General features: G+C 34.4%; 18 protein-coding genes and 1 tRNA gene. 12 read left to right on the top strand and 7 right to left on the bottom strand.

What is annotated here, in order from left to right; translation table 11 throughout:
- Nucleotides 1-90: 90 nt before the first annotated feature.
- A complete protein-coding gene (locus tag BUC31_RS00885) occupies nucleotides 91-951 on the bottom strand; it encodes a sigma-70 family RNA polymerase sigma factor (protein WP_073240490.1) in 861 nt (286 codons plus the stop codon).
- Nucleotides 952-1,319: 368 nt separating this feature from the next.
- Between BUC31_RS00885 and BUC31_RS00880 the strand changes: the two genes are divergently transcribed.
- The 7 genes from BUC31_RS00880 (at nucleotide 1,320) to BUC31_RS00855 (ending at nucleotide 9,489) form a co-directional block, all read left to right on the top strand.
- The gene (locus BUC31_RS00880) at nucleotides 1,320-2,972 is read left to right on the top strand and encodes a PAS domain-containing sensor histidine kinase (protein WP_073240489.1); all 1,653 of its coding nucleotides are present in this window, start codon (nucleotides 1,320-1,322) and stop codon (nucleotides 2,970-2,972) included.
- A 199-nt stretch (nucleotides 2,973-3,171) separates the two neighbouring features.
- A complete protein-coding gene (locus tag BUC31_RS00875) occupies nucleotides 3,172-4,968 on the top strand; it encodes an alpha-amylase family glycosyl hydrolase (RefSeq protein ID WP_073240488.1) in 1,797 nt (598 codons plus the stop codon).
- 180 nt (nucleotides 4,969-5,148) lie between these two features.
- Complete coding sequence (locus BUC31_RS00870) at nucleotides 5,149-5,682, top strand: helix-turn-helix domain-containing protein (RefSeq protein ID WP_073240487.1); 534 nt, start codon at nucleotides 5,149-5,151, stop codon at nucleotides 5,680-5,682.
- A gap of 37 nt (nucleotides 5,683-5,719) precedes the next feature.
- Entirely contained in the window at nucleotides 5,720-6,160 is a 441-nt protein-coding gene (locus BUC31_RS00865) for a response regulator (RefSeq protein ID WP_073240486.1), read from the top strand.
- A gap of 130 nt (nucleotides 6,161-6,290) precedes the next feature.
- The gene (locus BUC31_RS00860) at nucleotides 6,291-8,222 is read left to right on the top strand and encodes a PAS domain-containing sensor histidine kinase (RefSeq protein ID WP_073240485.1); all 1,932 of its coding nucleotides are present in this window, start codon (nucleotides 6,291-6,293) and stop codon (nucleotides 8,220-8,222) included.
- Between the two features lie 119 nt (nucleotides 8,223-8,341).
- Nucleotides 8,342-8,503, top strand: coding sequence for a hypothetical protein (locus BUC31_RS20210; protein ID WP_170861911.1), 162 nt, complete (start codon nucleotides 8,342-8,344; stop codon nucleotides 8,501-8,503).
- On the top strand, nucleotides 8,494-9,489 hold the full coding sequence (locus BUC31_RS00855) for a helix-turn-helix domain-containing protein (RefSeq protein WP_073240484.1): 996 nt from the start codon (nucleotides 8,494-8,496) through the stop codon (nucleotides 9,487-9,489). The genes BUC31_RS20210 and BUC31_RS00855 overlap by 10 nt, the downstream gene beginning before the upstream one ends.
- A 174-nt stretch (nucleotides 9,490-9,663) precedes the next feature.
- Here the strand turns inward: BUC31_RS00855 and BUC31_RS00850 are convergent, their stop codons facing one another.
- The 4 genes from BUC31_RS00850 to BUC31_RS00835 all read right to left on the bottom strand — a co-directional run bounded on the left by BUC31_RS00850 (nucleotide 9,664) and on the right by BUC31_RS00835 (nucleotide 11,490).
- Complete coding sequence (locus BUC31_RS00850; protein WP_073240483.1) at nucleotides 9,664-10,101, bottom strand: response regulator; 438 nt, start codon at nucleotides 10,099-10,101, stop codon at nucleotides 9,664-9,666.
- A gap of 196 nt (nucleotides 10,102-10,297) precedes the next feature.
- The gene (locus tag BUC31_RS00845; RefSeq protein ID WP_073240482.1) at nucleotides 10,298-10,729 is read right to left on the bottom strand and encodes a BLUF domain-containing protein; all 432 of its coding nucleotides are present in this window, start codon (nucleotides 10,727-10,729) and stop codon (nucleotides 10,298-10,300) included.
- Nucleotides 10,730-10,865: 136 nt separating this feature from the next.
- Nucleotides 10,866-10,939 (bottom strand) — tRNA-Arg (locus BUC31_RS00840).
- A gap of 104 nt (nucleotides 10,940-11,043) precedes the next feature.
- Complete coding sequence (locus BUC31_RS00835; protein WP_073240481.1) at nucleotides 11,044-11,490, bottom strand: MarR family winged helix-turn-helix transcriptional regulator; 447 nt, start codon at nucleotides 11,488-11,490, stop codon at nucleotides 11,044-11,046.
- A 120-nt stretch (nucleotides 11,491-11,610) separates the two neighbouring features.
- On the opposite strand from BUC31_RS00835, the gene BUC31_RS00830 reads away from it, so the two are divergent.
- From BUC31_RS00830 to BUC31_RS00810, 5 genes are all read left to right on the top strand, one after another.
- Nucleotides 11,611-12,717 carry a pyridoxal phosphate-dependent aminotransferase gene (locus tag BUC31_RS00830; protein ID WP_073240480.1) on the top strand — a complete coding sequence of 369 codons (1,107 nt, stop codon included), beginning with the start codon at nucleotides 11,611-11,613 and terminating at the stop codon, nucleotides 12,715-12,717.
- 62 nt (nucleotides 12,718-12,779) lie between these two features.
- Nucleotides 12,780-13,910: a 4-hydroxyphenylpyruvate dioxygenase gene (gene hppD / locus BUC31_RS00825; protein ID WP_073240479.1), complete on the top strand. Its 1,131-nt coding sequence runs from the start codon at nucleotides 12,780-12,782 to the stop codon at nucleotides 13,908-13,910.
- Between the two features lie 162 nt (nucleotides 13,911-14,072).
- Nucleotides 14,073-15,227 (top strand): homogentisate 1,2-dioxygenase, encoded by a 1,155-nt coding sequence (locus BUC31_RS00820; protein ID WP_073240478.1) that lies wholly within the window; start codon nucleotides 14,073-14,075, stop codon nucleotides 15,225-15,227.
- 17 nt (nucleotides 15,228-15,244) lie between these two features.
- A complete protein-coding gene (fahA, locus tag BUC31_RS00815; protein ID WP_073243675.1) occupies nucleotides 15,245-16,480 on the top strand; it encodes a fumarylacetoacetase in 1,236 nt (411 codons plus the stop codon).
- Between the two features lie 31 nt (nucleotides 16,481-16,511).
- Nucleotides 16,512-17,402, top strand: a complete 891-nt coding sequence (locus tag BUC31_RS00810; RefSeq protein WP_073240477.1) for a flavin reductase family protein — start codon at nucleotides 16,512-16,514, stop codon at nucleotides 17,400-17,402.
- 1 nt (nucleotide 17,403) lies between these two features.
- Here BUC31_RS00810 and BUC31_RS00805 read toward each other — a convergent pair whose 3' ends face one another.
- Nucleotides 17,404-18,276, bottom strand: a complete 873-nt coding sequence (locus BUC31_RS00805; protein WP_073240476.1) for a cation diffusion facilitator family transporter — start codon at nucleotides 18,274-18,276, stop codon at nucleotides 17,404-17,406.
- Between the two features lie 52 nt (nucleotides 18,277-18,328).
- Nucleotides 18,329-20,764: a carboxypeptidase-like regulatory domain-containing protein gene (locus BUC31_RS00800; protein ID WP_073240475.1), complete on the bottom strand. Its 2,436-nt coding sequence runs from the start codon at nucleotides 20,762-20,764 to the stop codon at nucleotides 18,329-18,331.
- Nucleotides 20,765-20,776: the final 12 nt, after the last annotated feature.

The following is a 20,776-nucleotide window of genomic DNA, read 5'->3' as shown; positions in this document are numbered from 1 at the left end:
AGCGCTGTTAAGCTTATGTTATACTATTATAAAGTGGTAAATGAATATTGGAAAAGATTTTCCTTGTGATGATAATTGGTAACTTAAAAATTATAGGTAAGCGCGTAATAATTCGGTATTTGAAGTACGTCTAAGAGATTTAATACCCTTGTCCTTTATTTGTCGTACCCGTTCTCTAGTAACATCAAAGACTTCACCTATTTCAATAAGACTCATTGCAGGTTGATTACCTAAGCCAAAGAAAAGACGTAAAACGTCACCTTGTCTTTCTGGAATTTTTCTCAACACCTGATTAATGTCTGTTTCTAATGATTTTGCCATCAAGTCATTGTCAGGACTATTTAGTTTTGTAGACTCCAACACGTTATATAAAGAAGAAGATTCTCCTTCTTTAAAAGGGGCATCTAAAGAAATAGATTTGCCGGAATTTTTAATAGAGGTTTTTACTTTAGAAACGCTTATGTCTAATTCAGATGCAATTTCGTCCGCACTCGGTGGTCTTTCGTTTGCTTGTTCTAAAGATGAATATACTTGATAGATTTTACTGTTTACTGCAATTTTGTTCTGCGGTATTCTAATCATACGCGAGGTATTAGAAAGTGCCTGAAGAATTGATTGGCGGATCCACCAAACGGCATACGAGATAAACTTGAAACCTCTAGTTTCATCAAAGCGCTTTGCAGCTTTTACCAATCCTAAATTACCTTCGTTGATGAGGTCGGTCAAGCGTAGTCCTCTGTTTTGATATTGCTTGGCGGCAGATACTACGAACCTTAAATTGGCACTTACCAATTTGTCTAACGCTTTCTGATCACCTTTACGAATTTTTCTTGCCAATTCTACTTCCTCTTCTGCAGTAATCAAATCTATTTTACTGATTTCTTGAAAATATTTTTCTAATGAAATGGAATCTCTATTCGTAATTTGTTTGGTGATCTTTAGTTGTCGCATAGATTATTTTTAAGTTCATATATAACATACTATAATTTCGTTAAAATGCAAGAAAATGACACTTTTTATGATAAGTTTGACTAATTTAAACAGTTTTTTGCTTGTTTTTGAATGAAAACGGGCTGTTTTTGAAGTGTTTGGATTTTGGTATTTTTTTCTGGTTTATTATTATATTGGTAATCCCAAACGGTAACAGTGCACTTCAAATTTTATAGAGTCAATTCTATAATGTTAAAATTGGTTTATTTGAAGGCAAATTCAAAATACGTTTTACAAAATTGTTAATCTCAATGGCGTATTTTTATTGTTGTTTAATAATTTTAATGTAGGCGTTTATCTAATTATAGATCGCTCAATTATATATTCTTATGAATAAAGAATTTCATTTTCTTGATGATGGTGGCGAGATGGGTAAGTTAATGCGCGAAAAAGATTGGTCTTTAACACCGCTAGGTAAACCTGAAGGTTGGCCGCAGAGTCTTAGAACTACACTTAATATCTTATTGAACTCACCATTTCCCATGTTTTTGTTTTGGGGAGAAGCCCTAAAAGGTTTTTATAATGATGCATATAGACCAATTTTAGGTGTTGATGGAAAGCATCCGTACATATTAGGATTAAATGGTAAGGAATCTTGGGCGGAGATATGGGAAGATATTGAACCTATGCTTAAAGTGGTCACTGATAAAGGTGAATCTATTTGGCGAGAGAATTTATTGATTCCTATCTTTAGGAATGGTCAAATGGAAGATGTTTATTGGACCTTTAGCTACAGTCCTGTAAAGGATGAGTCTGGTCGTGTTTCTGGGGTTTTGGTTATAGTTACCGAAACTACCGAGGCGGTATTGGCGGAGCGACGATTGAGAGAGAGTGAACGTAGGTTTAGGGAACTAGCCAATCTATCTCCCGTTTGGATATGGATTACCGATAATGATATTAATATTGAATATGCCAACAAAGCATTATTAGATTATGTAGGTGTAGAAAATGAGGCTGAATTTACAGGGCAAGTGTGGGTAGATGTTGTGCATCCTGATGATTTAGCTTTAGTATATGCTGGTTTTGGAAAAGCTTTAGAAAAACAAACGGGTTTTACTTTAGAATATAGAGTGATAAATGATTTTAGTAAAAAATATGAGTGGTTTAAAGTACTAGGTGTTCCTAAATTTGAGGGAGGCGAAATGGTTGGCTTTATTGGTACAGGAATGAATATTAACAAGCAAAAATCATTCGCAGATCAATTAAAAGAAGAAGTAAGCAGTAGAACAAAACAATTGGCAGATAGTAATTTAAAGCTAGAGGAAATGAATAAAGAGCTTCAGTCCTTTGCATATATTTCTAGCCATGATTTACAAGAGCCTTTACGTAAGATTCAGATGTTTTCAGAGGTGTTAATGGAGAAAGAATTTGATAAACTTTCTTCCTCAGGAAAGACCAAATTTGAAAAGATACAATCTGCTGCCAACAGAATGCAATCGCTTATAAACGACCTGTTGTCATACTCCCGCACAGATACAGAGAAAAGGGTTTTTGAAACTGTCGATTTAAGGAGTCTCGTTGAAGATGTTAAAAATGATTTGGGTGAAGAGCTCCATAAGAAAAATGGCACAATTACACTTGTAAATTCAATTGAGGTGGAAGTGGTAAAATTTCAATTTCGCCAGTTGATGTACAACCTTTTATCTAACTCCATTAAGTACTCAAAAAGTGATGTACCTCCAGTAATTACTATAAAAACGGAAGTAATCACTAATGCTAATTCAATAGATGAGAAGCTATTGAAAAATAAAGAATACGTTCAAATCACTATTACTGATAATGGCATTGGTTTTGAAGAACAGTTTTCTAAAAAAATATTTGAAGTATTTCAACGACTACATTCTAAGCAAGAGTATGTTGGTACAGGTATTGGGTTGGCCATTGTAAAAAAGATTGTCCTAAACCACGCGGGAGTCATTAGTGCTACAGGTGAATTAAATAAGGGATCTGTTTTTACAATTATACTTCCTAAAAAGCAATAAATACAACTTATAATTTCATCCAAAGTTCTAATAATCTATTCATTTATATTGATAAGATTAAGTTAGTATGTCATTGTATTTCATGTCAATAGCTAGTTGATTTCGATTATTTTCAAGTTATTTAAAAGAAAATTTTTTAGAGTTAAAGCATATTCTTTTAAGGATATTATATAGGGGAATTCAATTCTATTTTTGACTCATGAATACTACAATAACAAAATCGGCAGGTATGGGTGCTGTCATAAATGATGGTGCTGTAACCTTTAGAGTATGGGCTCCGAATGCAGCGAAAGTCTTCGTTGGTGGTAGCTTTAATAATTGGTCTGAAAACCAGATTGTTCTCGAAGCAGAAAATAATGGATATTGGTCAGTAAGTACTGAGCAAGCATCAGAAGGTGATGAATATAAATTCTTTATCGAATATAACGGTAAGCTTTTATCAAGAAATGATCCGTATGCCTATGAGGTAACAAATAGTAACGGTAATTCTATTATAAGAACATTAGATTTCAACTGGGAAGATGAAGATTTTAAAATGCCTAGCTGGAATGAGCTTGTAATTTATGAACTACACGTAGGTACTTTTAATCGTTCTTCACCAGATGCGGTGGGTACTTTTGAAGATGTAATTGTCAAGCTTGATTACTTAAAAAACTTAGGTGTTAACTGTATAGAATTACTGCCCGTGGCGGAGTTTGCTGGTGGAATATCTTGGGGTTACAATCCCGCTCACCCATTTGCAATAGAACAAGATTATGGCGGACCAGATGCATTTGCAAAACTGGTCAATGAAGCTCATAAAAGGGGAATTGCCGTAATAATGGATGTTGTTTACAACCACTTTGGTCCGTCAGATGTAGATTTATGGCAGTTCGATGGATGGAGCGAAAATGACAAAGGCGGAATTTATTTCTACAATGACCATAGAAGCGATACACCTTGGGGAGATACCAGACCAGATTATGGTAGGGAAGAGGTAAGGCAATATTTGAGGGACAATGCATTAATGTGGATCGAGAAATATCATTGCGACGGTTTACGTATGGATGCTACTTCTTACATACGCTACGAAGGTGGTGGTTTAGGTTACGATACAGAGATTGAAGAAGGCAATGTTTTAATGCGCGATATCAACTCGGAAATCAGAGAGAAATATCCACATGTATTAACTATTGCAGAAGATTTAAAAGGCGATAGTAGGGTTACCGATGCTGTAGAATACGATGGTTTAGCTTACGGATCGCAGTGGGATATGAATTTTGTTCACCCAGTAAGAGAGGTTATAGAAGATACACATGACAATAGTAGGGACCTACAGAAAATCGTTGATGCATTAGAGTTTACATATAGTAATGATGCATTTAGCCGTATTGTATATACCGAATCTCATGATGAGGTTGCAAATGGTAAGGCAAGAGTGCCAGAAGAAATACAGCCGGGCGATGCAGAAAGTGCCTTCGCTAAAAAGAGAGCACTATTAGGTATTGTATTGACATTGACTGCGCCAGGTATACCAATGCTATTTCAAGGTCAAGAATTTATTGAAGACGAGTATTTTCAGGATACAGAAGGCTTAGATTGGAACAAAGAAGAAAAGCACAAGGGTATAGAGAATTTGGTTAGAGATGTTATTAAGTTAAGAACAGGTGAAACTGAAGGTGGCCGCGGATTAAGAAGTCAGCATATAGAAATTTTGCATCTTAACCATGAAACAAAAATATTGGCATATACCCGTTTCGATGGCAATGATCCAACAGAACCAGTTCTTGTAGTTTTGAATTTTAGTAATCAAGAGTATGAAGATTATGGTATAGGTTTAAACGAAAACGAACCTTTTGAGCTAAAGATCAATGGAGGTAGTACAATTTACGATAAGGATTTCTCAGAAATATCAGTAGATAGTGTTGAAGTAATTGAAGAAAGCACAGATGCTAAAAACTGGACAGGGAAAATAAATATTCCGGCTTATGGGGCATTAATTTTTACGAAATCTTAATTGTCTTACTGTTTTTAATTGGCGCATGGGTATTTTTTTGTAGTCAAAAACCTACAATAAGTTTGTTTTTTGAGCTAAGGTTTAAAAGTGGTAATATTTTATTGTATTTTGTTATATAATGTTTTTCTAAAATAATAATTTTACAAGCTCTTATGCAGCAAACTAATTGTGATTTATTGAATGGAATATAGTTTCATATACAACCCTGAAAAAATGGTTAATGAAGTATTTCGAAAAACAATGGTCGCTGCAGGGGTTAATTTTGAAATGTTGCAAGACGGTACCATTAAGTTACCTAAAGATTTAAGTGATGAAAAGCTTACATTTATTTCATCGCAGCTAGAGGGTTTTGGTATAAAGATTCAGACAAAAGAGAATCGAGATATCGTTGAAGAGATTAAGATTTATATTAAGAAGATGGTTTATGAGGGCGATATTAGAAATGTAAAAATTTCAGAATTACTTTCTAAACAATTGGGTTTTAGTTATCCATATCTTTCAAATCTATTTTCTAGTAAAACGTTTACCTCTATAGAGAATTTTTATATATTAGTGCGCATTGAAAAGGTAAAGGATTTAGTACTGTTAGAGAACACGAGTTTAGGCGAGATTGCCCACAATTTAAATTTTAGCAGTGTGCCTCACTTATCGAATCAGTTTAAGAAGGTAACTGGGTTAACCATCACCCAGTATATTAAGTTTAGAAAAAAGTGAGAAGAACGGTTCTTCTTTCAATACATGAAAAGTGAAAATGGATAAATTAAGAATACTACTCGTTGACGATGACGAAGACGACAGACAATTTTTTGCAGATGCATTGGAGGGAATCGAATTAAACACCGATTTACATCAACTAGAGAATGGAAAAAGCTGTATGGAATACTTATTGACCGATACAGACAATACTCCCGATTTGGTGTTTCTAGATTTAAATATGCCAATCATGAATGGGTTTGAATGTTTAGAAGCGATTAGACGTACGCCACATTTAAAAGATTTGTTGGTGGCTATTTATTCAACCTCTTCTGCAGAAAGAGATATAGAAGAAACTTTTGAAAAAGGGGCGAATATCTATATTAAAAAGCCTTCTAGTTTCAATGAGCTTAAAAAATCATTAAAACAAGTGGTTAAAATGAATTGGGCTTATCATTTAAATGATTTTAAGAAAGAGAATTTTTTATTGAAAATATAAGGTCTCAAATAAAGCTATAGTAAAAAAGTTGTTTCATTCGGAACAACTTTTTTTGTTTTAGCACTAGTCGAGCTGAATTATAAATACTTATTTCGTAGAATCTTAACAGAAGAGTAAAAAGTTAGTACAAATGATGAATACTGTAGCAGATGATTTTTTAAAAAAAATAGTTGACGACGCCAACACTGCTGTATTATATGCTGAACCATCGGTGCCAAATTCTTTAAGCACAAAAGAATATTTTGTTAAGTACGCGAACCAGAGTGCGCAAAATTTCTTTTCTTTTTCTTTTGAAAGTATTGAAAAGAAATCTTTGGGAGAGCTTGTAAATTATGATGAAATCATAATTTTAGCGAATAAGGTGCTAGAAACTGGTGAAGAAGATAATTTCAATATTATAGTTAAAGAAGAAGATAATTTACTTAGTTATCAAGTTAGAATCAATTCTTTTGACACAGGTCTATTGTTCACCCTAACTTTGGTTAAACCTAACTTTATCAACGACAAAGAATCTAAAGCCCCTTTAGGTAGTCTTGAGTCGAGGAAGAGAGAGCTTGAAATTTCTAATCTTTTTGGAATACGGGTTTTAGATAGTAACGATAGTATTATTTGTTATTTGAAACCTATTTTTAATAAAAAAGGTGATGTTGAAGACTTTCGTATCGATTATATAAATAATCGAATGGGTGAAATTGCAAATGAAGAATCTGCGTTCATTGAAGGGCAGACGATACTGGAGTATTATCCAAATAATGCGGAGAACGGAGTTTTGGAAATTCTAGCAGATGGTTATTTGTCTGGTGAGAATAAAGAGTATACCAAAGAATTTATATTTGACGAAGAATCTGTTTGGTTGACTACCCGGGCAGTAAAAATGAACGATGGTTTAATTCTATTCTCTAAAGATGTAACGCAAGAGAAGACTTACGAGGCACAATTATTTATACAGAACAGGTTGCTTTCAGAAGCAGAGCATGTAGCCAATATTGGTAGTTTTCGATGGAATCTAGCTAAGGAGGAAATTAAATATTCAGACAATGTATACAGGTTGTTCGGGTATGACCCCAAAGAGTTCGATGATAAGTATGATCGTTTACTAACGTTCTTACACCCCAATGACCTACATAAGGTTAAATCTAGTTTTAAGGAGGCTAAAAAGAATAAGACTAAATCTGACCTTGTCTTTCGTGTGTATACAAAATCTAACGAATTAAAGTATATGAACACCATTGGCGAATGTTACCAGAAAGAAGGTAATTGGTATATGGTAGGTGTTATTAGAGACGTTACCAAGCAAATAGAAGCAGAGTCGGTACTACAGATTAAGAATACAGAATTAAAAAGAACCAACGCAGATTTAGAAGCTTTTAACCGTGTTGCCAGTCATGATTTACAAGAACCCCTTCGTAAAATTCAAATGTTTGTAAGTAGGTTAGATGAAGAAGAAGAGGGGAGATTAAGTAATAGATCACAAGGGTACTTATCTAAAATAAAGTACTCGTCAGATAGAATGCGTAACCTTATTAACAATCTACTTTCCTATTCTAAAATAGATGAGGTGGGCGAACAACCAAGGCGCGTAGACCTTAATGATGTTTTAAATAATGTTCTAGAAGATTTAGGTGAACGTATAAATGATTTAGATGCCAAGGTAGTGTCTGTGAGTTTACCGGTGGTAAATGGCATTCAATTTCAGTTAGAACAGTTATTCGCCAACCTGATTGGTAATTCACTCAAATATGTGAAGGAAGACGTACAACCTAATATTCAAATTAAAGGTAGTATTGTTAGCGGTGACAAAAGTTCGGTAGAAAGTTTATTGCCAAACATAAATTATGTGAAGCTGCAATTTATTGATAACGGCATAGGATTCGAGAAAAAGTACCAAGAGAAAATTTTTGAGATATTTCAACGTCTTCATGGAAAAACAGAATTTTCAGGTACTGGGTTAGGCTTATCTATTTGTAAAAAAATTGTTCAATCGCATAACGGAACCATCACTGCAAAAGGTGAATTGGGCAAAGGTGCTGAGTTTACCGTTTATCTTCCCACCTTGTTATAGTAAGTTTTTACACTATATAACATACCTTTCTTAAAATTGTGTAACAGCTTCTAAAAATGATGTAACAGATTTAGATTGCATCGGCTGCATCTTTGTATCAACAAGAAATGTAAGCCTTTATGAATAATCTTCAATATGCTAGAGTAGGTAACGTAAGACCAAAAGAGTCTTATGGTCAGACCTTAAATGTACAAAGTAGTACTCCTGGTTTTTTCGAAAACTTTCAAGCGCAAGAGGCTTCATTAAATAATAACCATCTAAATAATAATTCATGCAAGTAGTTCATAATCAATTAAGTCATTTTAATAATGTTTTAGGAGGAAGTATCTCAAGTTTTCAAGGAGATCGTATTCTTCAATATGATAACGATAAAGGTAGCGGTAGAATACAGACCGTTTCTTTGGGTTCAGGAATCTCTTACACAGAGTATGATTTGGATTTGAACGATGATTTCAATTTCGATTTAAAATTGGATGAGAATCGTAGTTTATACTTCATTTACTGTTTAGAAGGTAGTTTTAGATTTTCAAAAGGTAAAGAAACAAGTAAAGTTGAAGCTTTACAAACAGTAGTTATTGGTGGATCTCATGAGACTATTAATATTAAATTAAGAGAGGCAACTAAGTCTAACTTGTCTATTATTAAGGTAACACAAGATGGTGAGTCATTAAGTAAGAATGTTAACAATAATGAATTATATGAGCAATTGTTTGCTTCATTCTTAAATGAAGATGGTAGTGCTCACATAGGTACTTTCAACCTTAAAATAAAAGAACAATTATTACAGATTAGATCAATTACCCAAGTAGGTTTGGTAAGAAAACTGCTTATAGAGGGTATTGTAAACTTTACCTTGGCATTAGAGATTTTACACTGTAAGCAAGATATTGAGAACAGTGGACAAGTTGCTACTATGTTAACCAAAAAAGAGCTGTTAAGAATTGAAGAAGCGGTAAACGCTATCAAGAGAAAGCCAGAGTTTCCTTATACAGTAACGGATTTAAGTAAAGAATACGGTCTTTCGCCAACAAAATTACAAGAAGGTTTTAAGGTGATGGAAGGTACTACGGTAACAAATTTCATTAGAAACGAAAGATTGATCTTAGCAGAAGAATTAATACAGACGTCTGATATGAACATTTCAGAGATAGTATATTCTATTGGGTTTACAAGCAGAAGTTACTTCTCAAAAATCTTTAGAAATAAATTTAAGTGTACACCTAAAGCGTACCTAATGAATATTAGAAACGCGTCAATCTCGGCATAAAATAAATAATATGAAAAAGATAAGGCCGGCTCAATTGAGCTGGCTTTTTTGGTTACTAACAGTAAGTAAATACTATTTGAAGATGGAAAAAATTCTAAAGAAGAAAGCCTTACTATTTAAATAGTTAGAGGGATAGTTGTTTTAAAAAGGTAGTATTAAATGTATCTAAAAATATTAAATGGAAATCACGAACTCCTTCTCGTTTTTTTCAGAATCATTTACATAGCGTAAACATTTGTGTAAAAGTGTTTTAAGCTGGTTGTATGAAGAAGGTTTTTGTAAATATAGAGAAGCACCCATTTCATTTAAACGGGTAATCTCTTTAGGGTGATAAGATGTAGAGTAGATAATTACGGGAGTATCTGCATATTTCTCAAGATCACGAATATCAGCAAGACACTCAAATCCGTCCATCATTGGCATTTTTAAATCTAAGAATATAACATCTGGTTTCTCTGCGGTATTTGATAGCAAACTTGCCATTAGGTCCACGCCATTATTAAATTCAGAAATTGTAGTCTGTATAGGTATCTCTCTTAATGCATCAGAAAAGAATGTTCTGTCATCACTATCATCGTCAGCTAGAAAGACATTTAGTAAATTTTTGCTCATGGCAATTAATAATTTAAAACGCTAAAAAATGTTTGTTCACAAAAATTTTAATCAAAATCTAACAGCAAGGTAAAACTTAAGAAGTCTATTCTCTAATGCGATTCGTTTAAAAAATAGCTCAATACCTAAAATATAACGCCAGTATATGAGCACATATTACTATTTTGAGTAAAAATGTATTAAGATGTTCTACAGGTTACATTGGTGGTTCTGAAATCATGGTTTTGATTTTCTTCCAGAAGTGTTTTGATGTAACATTGGTAGGTTCAATAAGATCTGCCATTAGAATCAGGTTTCTCTTAAATTGCTCGTACTCATATCTGTTAGTATTGTTCTCGTCAATAGGGTAGTATGCCATTCCCCAATTTGGGAAGGTTCTTTTACTTGTTTCGTCATCAGAAAAAAGAGTTACATTTTTATGGCGAGGATCTTTTTTAATCTTGCTGTAAAGTGCTTCTATTCTCGTTTTATTACCCTCTAGTAGTTGAACAAAACGACCTTTGTAATAGATTAGACAACCTGTAATGTCATCACGCATATTGTTCTCACGCGCCTTCTCAAGAAGCTCTTCCATTTCAAAGCTTTTAAGTGTTTCAGTAGCGACAGATTCATAAGTCAAAGTATACATCTAAAATGAATTTTTTCTTAATTGGTAAAAATAATAAAAATGTTAAAATAACTCTATAGATAGGCAGATAAGTGAAGAAAATGAATGTAAGAGGAAAGTACTAAAAACAAAAAAGCCCCTAAAAGGGGCTTCAGAGTGATCGCAGGAGGATTCGAACCTCCGACCGTCTGCTTAGAAGGCAGATGCTCTATCCAGCTGAGCTATGCGACCGACACCATTTTTTCAAATGTGGGTGCAAACTTAGTGATTTTTATAGACTGGTAAAACCAAAATCAACAAAAATTTAATTATTTCTTTAATATGCCAATTTACGGCTATGAACGCCCCTCGTATTGATCGAAATTTTCCCATAGCTGATCAAGTACTTTATAGAATATTTCAAACTCTTCTTCGGTGATACCCAGTGTACTAACTTTTCGTAAATCGGTAATAAAAGGCATTACCTGTTTTATTAGTGCAGATCCTTCATCAGTGATTACAAGTTTGTATCTTTTTTGATCATCTCTAAATCTAGACTTTCGTAAGAAGCCTTTTTTGCATAATCCGCTAATAACTCTAGAAGTTGTTGCCCTATTTCTAAAGTTAGATTTGGCAATATCAGCCTGAGATGCCTCTTTGCCTTCTAATTGTACACGTTGTAATATGACCCATTGCTCAATGGTCAAATCAATATTATTCTCTGCAAAAACTTGTAAAAAAGTGCTTTGAACCTTTTTTAGAGTACGATCAATATATACCCCGAAGCCTTCCGTCCTGTCCATAATCCAAATGTTATTCCTCCAAAAGTAACAGAGTTTATCGTTAATATTGTTGTTGGTGCAACAATAATTAAAAAAAAGTGTATATTTACTTCGGATAAATTGGTTAAAAGAAGTAGAAATATGCAGCTAGGTTTCAAGAAATATATATTAGAAGACAGCACCTATAAAGGTGGTGGTAAGAAGATTGTTATGCCTGATGGTATTACGGTGCACAAGCTTTCGTCTAATGAGAATCCGCTAGGGTATTCCCCAAAAGTGAAAAAAGCTTTAGCAAAAACACTAGATGATTTAAGTTTTTATCCGGATAATACAGATATCAGATTGCGAGAAGCATTAGTAAAGGATTTTGACGGAGTGTTGACTGCAGATAATTTCATTACGTCAAATAGTGGTTCAGAAATTATTGATATGATTTCGAAGGCATTTTTGAACGAAAACGATGAGGTAATTGTGAGTCAGCCATGTTTTCTTCCTTATACAGCTTTTACTCGTTGGATGGGGGCAAAGGCAATTAATGTGCCTATGACCGAAAATTATGATTATAATTTAGATGGTATTCTAGCCGCAATTACCGATAAAACGAAATTGGTATTTCTTGCTTCTCCAAATAATCCTTCAGGAAATTACATTCCTATGGCAGAGTTGCGAAACTTCATTGAAAAGTTACCAGAGTATGTAATTTTGGTGTTAGATGAAGTGTATAGACATTTTGCTGATGCAGAAGATTACACATCAGGTTTGCCGTTTGTGGTAGAAGGCAAAAATGTAATTGCCATTAATAGCTTTTCAAAGACCTATGGTTTGGCAGGTTTACGCGTAGGGTATTGCTATGCTCCATTAGAGATCAGTAATTATATGAGAAGAATTTGTAAGCCATTTTTGTTGTCTTCATTGGCATTGGAAGGGGCAATTGCAGCATTGGAAGATGTAGATTTTGTAAACAAAACTGTGGCATTGGTAAAAGAGGAAAGAAGGTTTGTTTTGAACGGACTTGATGCTTTGCAGATAAAATACTGGCCTGCACAAGGTAATTTTGTGCTAATAGATCCGCCAATCCATGATATGGAATTTACCTCATTCTTAGAGCAGCGTGGTATTATGGTGCGCCCTGTAGGTAATTTTGGAGCTCCAGGAAAAGTACGAATCTCATTTGGTGTGAGAGAAGCTAATAAAGCACTGTTAGCAGCTTTAGAAGTACTTATGAAAACCCAAACGACAACAGCATAATTTTTTTTACAATATATGTTGCAGAAGCAACAATTAATAAAACAAAAATAAAACTCAACACTATGTCAACAGCAACAAAAGCAGAGAACAAACACAAAGAGGCACAAGATTTTATGCCTATCAATGGTACAGATTATTTAGAACTTTACGTAAGTAACTCTAAACAAGCAGCACATTATTACAAAACTGCATTTGGTTTTAAATCATTAGCCTATAAAGGTTTAGAGACGGGCAGTAGAGAATTTGAATCTTACGTATTAGAGCAAGATAAGATTAGGTTGGTATTGACTTCTCCTTTAAAAAGTGGTACTGATGTAGGTAGACATATTGACAAGCATGGTGACGGAGTAAAAGTTACTGCACTTTGGGTAGATGATGCTACGTATGCTTATGAAGAGGCTATGAAAAGAGGAGCCAAAAGTTATATGGAGCCTAAGACGGAGAAAGATGAACATGGTAAGGTGGTTACTTCTGGTATCTACTCTTACGGTGAGGTAGTTCATATTTTTGTTGAGCGTAAAGATTATAACGGTACATTTTTACCAGGATACCAAAAATGGGAATGTGATTACCAACCAACTTCTACAGGTTTGAAATTTGTGGATCATATGGTAGGTAATGTACATGAGGGTAAAATGAACTATTGGGTAGATTTCTATGCCAATGTTATGGGCTTTAAGCAAATTATGTCTTTTGACGATAAGGATATCTCTACGGATTTTACGGCATTAATGAGTAAGGTAATGAGCAATGGTAACGGTCGTATTAAGTTCCCAATTAACGAGCCGGCACCAGGTATGAAAAAATCTCAAGTAGATGAGTATTTAGAATTTTACGAAGGTGAAGGTGTTCAGCATATTGCCGTTGCAACAGACGATATTGTAAAGACGGTTTCAGATCTTAAGAGTAGAGGAGTAGAGTTCCTAAACATACCAACTACGTATTATGATGTATTGACAGAAAGGGTAGGTGAAATTGATGAGGATATTGAATCATTAAGAAAGCTAGGTATTTTGGTTGATCGTGATGATGAAGGATATTTATTGCAAATTTTCACGAAAACAGTACAAGCAAGACCAACAATGTTTTTTGAAATTATTCAGAGAAAAGGAGCTACTTCTTTTGGAAAAGGAAATTTCAAGGCATTATTTGAAGCTATTGAGCGTGAGCAAGAATTAAGAGGAACATTATAAGTTCAACAGATTTCTTGAGCGACCAAGAATAGCGTATTTTTAAGAGAAGAATTAGTTACATACCTCGTGGAATTTTCGCGAGGTATTCTTAAAACATAAATTCAAAAGTTCGGGGTAATCCTCGTAGTTTTTAATCTCGACTTTCGAGTAAAATCAACGTATATGCCTATATATCATAAGCAAGGAGCGTTGCCGCCTAAGCGACATACGCAGTTTAGAAAACCAGATGGAGAGTTGTATTCAGAACAATTGTTCGGTACTATAGGGTTTGACGGTATGTCCTCTTTATTATATCACCACAATAGACCAACAATGGTCAAGGAGATATTAAAGAGTACAGATGTTTCTCCTAAAATTGCTTTGGAGAAAAATATACGTTCGTTGAAATTAGTGAGTTTTAATGCTCCGGCAAAAGATGATTTTTTAGAAGCTAGAGAACCACTTTTGGTGAATAGCGATATTATTATTGGCGTAGCTGCCCCTAGAAAATCGTTACGCGAGTATTTCTATAAGAATACCGATGCCGATGAAATGTTGTTCATTCATAAAGGTACAGGTATACTAAGAACTATTTTTGGTCAGATTCCGTTTGAGTATGGCGATTATTTAATAATTCCTAGAGGTACTATTTATCAGATAGATTTTGATACTGAAGACAATCGTATTCTATACGCAGAATCGTTTTCTCCTATTTACACGCCTAAAAGATACCGCAATTGGTTTGGGCAGTTATTAGAGCATTCACCGTTTTGTGAACGCGATTATAAACTGCCGCAAAATTTAGAAACGTTTACCGATACCGATGAGCACTTAATAAAAGTGAAGAAGCAAGGTGTCATGCATGAAATGGTCTACATTGGGCACCCTTTTGATGTTGTTGGTTGGGACGGATATAATTTCCCGTACGGATTCTCTATTCACAACTTTGAACCCATTACCGGTAGAATTCACCAGCCGCCACCAGTACACCAAACATTTGAGACAAATGCTTTTGTGATTTGCTCTTTTGTCCCAAGGTTGTATGACTATCATCCACTGTCGATACCGGCACCTTATAATCATTCGAACATAGATTCTGATGAAATGCTGTATTATGTTGATGGAGATTTTATGAGTAGGAATGGAGTGCAGCCAGGTAATATATCGTTGCATCCCGCAGGTATCCCTCATGGTCCGCACCCAGGAGCAGCAGAGCGTAGTATCGGTCAAAAAGGTTCAGAAGAACTAGCTGTAATGATAGATACTTTTAAGCCATTAATGGTTACTGAAAATGCAATGAAGTTAGATGATGGAGACTATTATCAATCTTGGTTATAACAGAAATAAGAAAACACTTGACAACACTAAAAACATGGGTCACTGTACCCCATAATTCAGATTTTTCAATTTATAATCTTCCTTTTGGAATATTCTCAGTTAATGATGATGCCCCAAAAGCAGGAATCGCTATTGGGGAGCAGATAATTGATTTAGCGGCAATTTCAGAGTTGGGTTTAATCGCTGTTGATGCATCATATTTAAAACAAAAAACTTTAAATGAATTTATTTCCCTAGGAAAGAAAATCACTAATAAAGTCCGTTTAGATGTGCAACAATTATTGTCCATTGAAAACTCACCATTAAAAAATCATTCAGAGGTTTTTGTTAGTCAAAAAGATGCAAAAATGCATTTGCCTGTGCACGTTGGTGATTATACAGATTTTTATTCAAGTATAGAGCATGCTACCAATGCGGGTAAAATGTTTCGTGATCCAGAAAACGCTTTGTTGCCAAATTGGAGGCATATTCCGGTAGGATATCATGGTCGTGCATCATCAATTGTGGTGAGCGGTACTGATATTCACAGACCAATGGGGCAAGTGAAAACCAATGATATGGAAGTGCCGGTTTTTAAAGCTTCAGGTAATTTAGATTTTGAATTGGAAATGGGTTTCGTAGTAGGTAAAAGCACAGAACTAGGCGAACGGGTTTCTACAAAAAATGCTGCTGACCATATTTTTGGCTTGGTGTTGTTCAATGATTGGTCTGCCCGCGATATTCAGAAATGGGAGTATGTGCCTTTAGGTCCGTTTTTAGGGAAAAGCTTTGCATCATCCATGTCGCCATGGATCGTTACTTTAGAAGCCTTAGAGCCATTTAAAGTTCAGGGACCCGAGCAGCAACCAGAGGTACTTTCATATTTAAAATATGAAGGAGAGCACAATTACGATATTAAGTTAGAAGTGTGTATGTCTTCATCAACTTCTGAAGAAACAACCATTAGTAGATCTAACTTCAAATATATGTATTGGAATATGATGCAGCAGTTGGCGCACCATACCGTAAACGGATGTAATTTGAATGTAGGCGATGTAATGGCATCAGGAACCATATCTGGCAAAGACGAAAGTTCATATGGGTCATTGTTAGAAATTTCTTGGGGCGGTAAAAAACCGTTTGAATTAAAAGATGGCAGCAAACGTACTTTTATAGAAGATAATGATACCGTAACTATGCGAGGTTTTGCAGAAAAAGACGGAAAGAGAGTGGGTTTTGGCCAAGTAACCGGAACAATATTGCCAAGTAAATAAAATAATACTTTACAAAATAGAAGAATAACACATGTCAAAGAACGAGGAAATCAATTCTATAGATCCAAACAGTATTTCTCAACAAGAATTACACGGGTATTTATTATCTGCCGTAGCACCAAGACCTATTTGTTTTGCCAGTACGATCGATAAGGATGGAAATGTAAATTTGAGTCCGTTCAGCTATTTTAACCTATTCAGTGTAAATCCTCCAATCATGATTTTCTCCCCTTCTAGAAGAGGTCGTGACAATACTACGAAGCATACGTTAGAGAATGTGTTGGAGGTACAAGAAACGGTGATCAATATCGTGAATTATGATATGGTAGAGCAAATGTCATTGTCAAGTACCGAATATGGCGATGGTGTAAACGAATTTGTAAAAGCCGGCTTTACTCAAGTGCCAAGCGATAAAGTAAAACCACCAAGAGTAGGAGAGGCACCTGTAGCTTTTGAGTGTGTGGTAGATCAAGTAATAGCATTGGGTGATGGACCAGGAGCTGGTAATTTGGTACTAGCCAAAGTAGTTCAGATTCATGTAAAAAAAGCATTTTTAGATGCAGAGGGGAAATTAGATACTCCCAAGTTAGATTTAGTGGCACGTATGGGTGGTAATTGGTATTGTAGAGCAAATGGCGATGCTTTATTTGAGATACCTAAACCAATTCGTACCCAAGGAATAGGAGTAGATATGCTACCGGAAGCTGTTCGAAATAGCGTTGTGCTAACAGGCAATAATTTAGGTAGATTAGGAAATTTGGAAGAATTGCCTACTAAAGAAGCTATCGCCAAGATTACAGAACACGCTGAGGTAAAATCTATTTTAAATGGAGCTGAAGATGTTTTAGAAATACACAAATTAGCGCAACAGTGGTTAGCAGATGGTAAAACTGAAGATGCTTTAGCATTGCTGCATTTGTAGGCTAAAGATTGTCTGGTTCAATATGAATTAAAACATGCTCTAAATTAGGGATATTTTCGTGCAGGTAGTCTTTTAAGAGATGAGCTATATCATGCCCTTCAGTGACAGAAATATCACCATTTACCATGGCATGTAAGTCCACATGAAACTTCATTCCCGCTTTACGAATAAAACATTTTTCCGTACCAGTAATACCTGGTACTTCTAATGATTTAATACGTATTTCTTCTAAGAGATCATCGTAACGTTGTTCATCCATTATTTCTCCTAAAGCAGGTCTTAGAATTAAGTAGCTGTTATAAAGAATAAATCCTGATGCCATAAGGGCGGTCCAATCATCTGCCGTTTCATAACCTTTGCCAAGTACTACAGCAATAGAAATACCAATAAATGCCATTATAGACGTAATAGCATCACTTCTATGGTGCCAAGCATCCGCTTTTAAAGAGGTGCTTTGGGTCTCTTCACTTTTTTTGATAACTATACGGTACGAGATTTCTTTCCATACAATAATTAACCCTAGAACGATTAGTGTCCATGGTTTAGGAACTTTATGTGGAGTTTGAATATTTTCTATACTCTCATAAGCGATAACAGTAGCAGAAACGACTAAAAAGGCAACGACAAGAAAAGTAATAATAGGTTCTATTTTTCCGTGTCCGTATGGGTGATTTTCATCTGCAGGTCTTTCGGCATATTTAAAACCTAAGAGCACCAGAATAGAAGAAAAAATATCTGTGGTAGATTCAATAGCATCGGCAATTAGGGCATAAGAATTGCCGAAAAAACCGGCAAGACCTTTAATCAAAGCAAGGCATATGTTACCTATGATGCTGAAATACGTGGTCTTAATTGCCGTCTGTTCAATACTCATTAAACAAAGGTAGTAGTCTTGAGTATGAAAGGATATTTTTTAGTAGTTAATATTAAAAATTTCTTGACGGTATTTCAATCATAAAATCCATTGGCTTGTCCTCCCAATATGGGTCATTTAGTTGCTTTTTATACCCTTGTTTTAATTCTATAAGTGGTCTGTTTAAAAATTTTACAGATGAAGTCTCTATATCATTAGATACAAGTTTGTTAATGGTATAGGTGCTCTGTAAATATTGATGTCCCCTTGAAAATATATCGGTGTTCGTTGAGACTTCTAATAGATTAAAAAAGTATTTTCCATGTACGTTTTTATAAGTCTGTACAATGTTGTGCTCTTGTTTTATCCATTTTTTAGATTTTTTAGTTTGGTATTCTGCACGTTCAATAGTATGCTCATATTTTAAAACAGCATAGTTTTTTGTACTAATATAAATACTGCCAGATGATGCTATTGGCGCTGGATAACCATACCCAGTAGAATAAGAGCCAGGAGAGGTGTTAATGAAATCTATTTTATGCACTTTTTGTCCTTCATAGTTTAATAATTTCTGCTTTTTCAGGTCATAAGAACCGTTTCTGTACAAAACATTGGTTTTGCTTAAAATGATATCTCTATTTAAAACTGCCCATAATGAGCCTATTCCATTCTGCCATTTACTTTTCTCATAAGCATCTGTATTAGTTCTTAAATGTTTAATGTTTGCGAATATGTTACTCTCAGGTTTGTTGCTACCATTAATTCCTTTTTTATTATAGGTATCAATAACGGCTTCTTCACCAATGGCTAACGAATCTGAGCTGTTGATTTGACTTATTTTAAATAAGAAACTTTGGTTGTATGGAGTTTGCACGTAATTCATTTCAATATTTTCTCGAGCTTTTTTAATGATTTCTTCAGCGCTTAATTCTATCCTTGCAGCGGAAACAACGACCTCATTTAAAACAATATCATCTTTAGATTTTTTAAGACGGATGTTAATTTGTTTTGAAAGTGAATTGGTAGAAAGAGAATCGCTTTCATACCCAATTGAAGAAAATACTAAATAGCTATTTGTACTTTTTTTATTCGGGATGTTAAACTGTCCTTTTGCGTTTGAAACTGTACTTGAATTCAAATCAGAATAATATACATCGGCATAATTTATGGGTTCAGAAGTATCGTAGTCAATAATAGAGCCCGTTATGCTGCTCCCTTTAAATGTAACTGTCTTAGTCTTTTTATTATCATATATTACATACTTTGGAGGATACATTTTTTCAATGTAAAAAATACCATCAAAAATATTTTCCCAATTGGCAGATAGCGGAATGTAGCCTAGAGTAGAAGAATAAAATTGATGCGGAATATTATTTAAAACATATAGCGCTGTTTTAATGTTCTGATTTTTAAAATCGGATTCAATACTATTAGCTGGCGGTTGTAAAATTGGAGAAATCTGTTCTACTGAAAAATCAAAATAGAAACCTTCATAAGAGGTGAAAGCTAAACTAAACAACTTTGAGCCATATTTTTCTTTAAGAATTTGACCCATAGGCACAGCATATTTCATTTCTTTTATTTGCGCAATTTCTTCTTCAGTGTTGGTGTGGCTATCACCGTGAATACTGTCTGTGATTGTAATTTGTTTTTTAATGTAATTTTCAGTTTCTATGGTATACTCAAATTCATTCAATTTATTGGCAAAATGATAACTAGCGCCCCACCCAATTATTTTTTCATTAGGGTAAATGTCCTTAATGAAAATTAGGTTTTCAGCCATTTGTTTATCCCTAGGGTTTTGAATAGCTATTTTTTCTTTTTGTAAACTTTTTAATCCGAAATCCAAGTCAGAAAATACACTCTTAAATGTTTGAACTAACACTGCTGTTTCAATATCATTTTTAGGAATTTGGTCAATTTTTTTAATGACAGCATTAATATTGTTGTAAAGGTTGGTAGAGTCTTTTTTGTTAAAAGCATAATTTTCAAAATCTCTAACAATCATTGTCTTTTCAATTTCTATATAGTCTTCATTAGAAATTACAATGTTATTTTTTGAGCAAAGAGATTTAAAGTCATTAAGAAAGTACTCTTCAAAGAGCGTTGATTCTTGAGAATCGAATCCGAGTATTTTTAATTCAGGGTGTGTTTCTAGATAATTTAAAAGTTGTTGAAAAACTTCTGTGGTGGTATACAGCCAACCAACACTTTGCTTGAAAATGTCGATCTCCTCTTTTTGATTTTTGTAAAGTTCGTTTGCTTTAAAATTATCATACATACCGCTCTCAAAAACTAATAGATTATACCCATGGTTTTCATGCAGGTCTTTTATCATTTCTAGCTTTTTGTCAAAAACGGCACCATCTCCATGGGTTTGCTCTCCAAGTAAAATGATTTCAAATTCAGCAGGTGATATTCCTTTGAAAAGTGAATCTTGACTAAAAAGAGTACTAGTAGATATGAGACTTAGAAATAGAATCGAAATTAATATGGATATGCTTTTCATTGTATTTTTTGT

The organism is Maribacter aquivivus (assembly GCF_900142175.1).
In the GTDB taxonomy this organism is placed as follows: Bacteria; Bacteroidota; Bacteroidia; order Flavobacteriales; family Flavobacteriaceae; genus Maribacter; species Maribacter aquivivus.
The sequence above is the reverse complement of the archived record's forward strand: the minus strand, read 5'-3'. Positions and strand labels throughout refer to the sequence as shown.

Bases quoted from the DNA above. Each gene is read 5' to 3' on its own strand.
- BUC31_RS00800 (WP_073240475.1), bottom strand. From the start codon at position 20,764: ATGAAAAGCATATCCATATTAATTTCGATTCTATTTCTAAGTCTCATA.
- BUC31_RS00835 (WP_073240481.1), bottom strand. From the start codon at position 11,490: ATGGACAGGACGGAAGGCTTCGGGGTATATATTGATCGTACTCTAAAA.
- BUC31_RS00845 (WP_073240482.1), bottom strand. From the start codon at position 10,729: ATGTATACTTTGACTTATGAATCTGTCGCTACTGAAACACTTAAAAGC.
- BUC31_RS00805 (WP_073240476.1), bottom strand. From the start codon at position 18,276: ATGAGTATTGAACAGACGGCAATTAAGACCACGTATTTCAGCATCATA.
- BUC31_RS00820 (WP_073240478.1), top strand. From the start codon at position 14,073: ATGCCTATATATCATAAGCAAGGAGCGTTGCCGCCTAAGCGACATACG.
- BUC31_RS00860 (WP_073240485.1), top strand. From the start codon at position 6,291: ATGATGAATACTGTAGCAGATGATTTTTTAAAAAAAATAGTTGACGAC.
- BUC31_RS00810 (WP_073240477.1), top strand. From the start codon at position 16,512: ATGTCAAAGAACGAGGAAATCAATTCTATAGATCCAAACAGTATTTCT.
- BUC31_RS20210 (WP_170861911.1), top strand. From the start codon at position 8,342: ATGAATAATCTTCAATATGCTAGAGTAGGTAACGTAAGACCAAAAGAG.
- BUC31_RS00875 (WP_073240488.1), top strand. From the start codon at position 3,172: ATGAATACTACAATAACAAAATCGGCAGGTATGGGTGCTGTCATAAAT.
- BUC31_RS00885 (WP_073240490.1), bottom strand. From the start codon at position 951: ATGCGACAACTAAAGATCACCAAACAAATTACGAATAGAGATTCCATT.
- BUC31_RS00880 (WP_073240489.1), top strand. From the start codon at position 1,320: ATGAATAAAGAATTTCATTTTCTTGATGATGGTGGCGAGATGGGTAAG.
- BUC31_RS00855 (WP_073240484.1), top strand. From the start codon at position 8,494: ATGCAAGTAGTTCATAATCAATTAAGTCATTTTAATAATGTTTTAGGA.
- hppD (WP_073240479.1), top strand. From the start codon at position 12,780: ATGTCAACAGCAACAAAAGCAGAGAACAAACACAAAGAGGCACAAGAT.
- BUC31_RS00870 (WP_073240487.1), top strand. From the start codon at position 5,149: ATGGAATATAGTTTCATATACAACCCTGAAAAAATGGTTAATGAAGTA.
- BUC31_RS00830 (WP_073240480.1), top strand. From the start codon at position 11,611: ATGCAGCTAGGTTTCAAGAAATATATATTAGAAGACAGCACCTATAAA.
- BUC31_RS00850 (WP_073240483.1), bottom strand. From the start codon at position 10,101: ATGAGCAAAAATTTACTAAATGTCTTTCTAGCTGACGATGATAGTGAT.
- BUC31_RS00865 (WP_073240486.1), top strand. From the start codon at position 5,720: ATGGATAAATTAAGAATACTACTCGTTGACGATGACGAAGACGACAGA.